Genomic DNA, 2,062 nt, shown 5'->3' with positions numbered 1-2,062 from the left:
TGTTCCTGCACAGACGATTGCTCCCAAATTTACCGGCCGGTTTAATAAAGGCGTGGATTATGTTGGCAATCTGGATCAGTTTGCCAAAGAGTTTGAAGAGGATGTGCTTGTGATTGATTTTTCTGTGAAGGAGTTTGGGCTGCCCGAAGAACTGAAGCTGAGTGTTCATTCGGGAAGCGATAAGTTTTCTATCTATCCGATTATGGCGGAGGTTATCCGGAAATACGACAAAGGGTTGCACCTCAAAACAGCAGGAACAACCTGGCTGGAGGAGGTAATCGGTTTGGCTGTAGCAGGCGGTGAAGGCCTGGAATTGGCAAAGAAGATTTATGAGAACTCCTACAACCGGAAAGAAGAGCTGTGCGCTCCTTATGCCGATGTGATCGATATCGATGGTTCTAAGCTCCCTTCCGTGGAAGAGGTGAATGGATGGTCAAGCGAAAAGTTTGCAAATACACTTCGTCATATTCCCGGACATGCCGATTATAATTCCAATTTCCGTCAGTTAATTCACGTAGCCTATAAAGTAGCAGCAGAAATGGGCAGTGAATATACAGAGTTACTTATAAAGTACGCAGATATAATTGGTTCATGTGTGGAAGATAATATTTACGAAAGGCATTTGAAAAGATTGTTTGCAATTTAGCAAAGAGTGATGTGTATGGTCAGTGTTAAAGAAGATTCTAACTAATTGCCCCAATTTTTAATTTGTCGCTTTTGGAAGAGATTATTACGTGAAATACGATTTTAAAGTTAGCATATCGAGCTATATTTGCCTGCAACATAAAATAAATAATAAAGTAAAAACTTATGTATAAATTATTTGACATCAGAAACAAAGTTATTGTCATTACAGGAGGAACCGGCGTGCTGGGAACGTCGATGGTGGAATATCTGGCGGAACACGGCGCAAAGGTCGCTGTTTTGGCACGAAACAAGCAAAAAGGTGATAAACTGGTGAAGAAAGTAAAAGCGGATGGGGGAGATGCAATATTCCTCCAGACAGACGTAACTGATGAGGCCGTTCTAAAGCAGAATGCCAAAGAGATTGCTGAAAAATACGGAAAAATTGATGTGTTGATCAATGGTGCAGGTGGAAATATGCCTGGTGCAACCATTGGCCCCAACAACTCCATCTTTGATCTGAAGACTGATGATTTCCGGAAAGTTGTTGAACTGAATCTGATGGGAACGGTTGTTCCCACGCTGGCTTTTGCAGAGTACATGGTGAAAGAGAAAAAAGGAAATATCGTGAATATCTCCTCCGCATCGGCCTTGCGACCCTTGACCCGTGTAGCAGGATATGGAGCTGCCAAAGCAGCTGTAACCAATTTCACCAAGTACATGGCTGGAGAATTGGCGATTAAATTCGGGGAAGATTTTAGGGTGAATGCCCTTTGTCCCGGATTTTTCATAACAGAGCAAAACAGAGCACTGCTCACAAATCCCGATGGTTCTTATTCTGATCGGGGAAATACTATAATCGCACATACTCCTTTCCGTCGTTTCGGTGTTCCGGAAGATCTTTTGGGGACACTGCACTATCTGGTAAGCGATGCTTCCAAATTTGTCACAGGTACGGTGGCAATTGTAGATGGAGGTTTTGATGCTTTCAGTATTTAATAGGAGTGCAATCAGTTATCAGTAAATAAAATATGTCACTCAAACTAAGAAAAGAATTCAAATATTCACTGGTGGTACCCACCAGTATGGGAGTTCGTATTACACCGATGAATGCGCAGCCGGTGCAAAGTACCAACCTGTTTCAGATGCAGGCAACAAGCGCTGAAACCAACGTTGCTAGCATTTCTTCTTACCTGGGACTGCCGGTAAAGGTGCTTACTGCTTTTGTAAAAGATAGTCCCATAGCGGCTTTTATTAAAGCCGATCTCAGAGCACGGAATATGGACTATGAAGGGCCTGAGGTGCCCCAGGGCGGCCCGTGGGGATACCGCCACCAGTTCAATATTGCAGACAGCGGGTTCGGGCTGCGTGGGCCGCGAGTACAAAACGACAGGGCAGGTGAGGTGGGGAGAACGCTGAATGTGAAAGATTTCGACCT

The 2,062-nt window shown here is 44.1% G+C and carries 2 protein-coding genes and 1 pseudogene; all 3 read left to right on the top strand.

Annotated features, from left to right (window positions below; genetic code table 11):
• On the top strand, positions 1-646 hold a 646-nt coding region (locus tag B3Z75_RS01820; RefSeq protein ID WP_294067164.1), incomplete at its 5' end, for a tagaturonate epimerase family protein.
• 164 nt (positions 647-810) lie between these two features.
• Positions 811-1,623, top strand: a complete 813-nt coding sequence (locus B3Z75_RS01815; RefSeq protein ID WP_286832953.1) for an SDR family oxidoreductase — start codon at positions 811-813, stop codon at positions 1,621-1,623.
• Between the two features lie 32 nt (positions 1,624-1,655).
• Positions 1,656-2,062 (top strand): annotated as a pseudogene (locus B3Z75_RS01810) (sugar kinase); the annotation flags it as partial.

The sequence above is a fragment of the Proteiniphilum sp. UBA1028 genome, from assembly GCF_002316955.1.
Lineage (GTDB): Bacteria > Bacteroidota > Bacteroidia > Bacteroidales > Dysgonomonadaceae > Proteiniphilum.
Note: the sequence above shows the minus strand (reverse complement) of the source record. Positions and strands in the feature narration are given on the sequence as shown.

What these genes read in the sequence shown, in the direction of transcription:
- B3Z75_RS01815 (WP_286832953.1), top strand. Translation starts at nt 811, where the DNA reads ATGTATAAATTATTTGACATCAGAAACAAAGTTATTGTCATTACAGGA.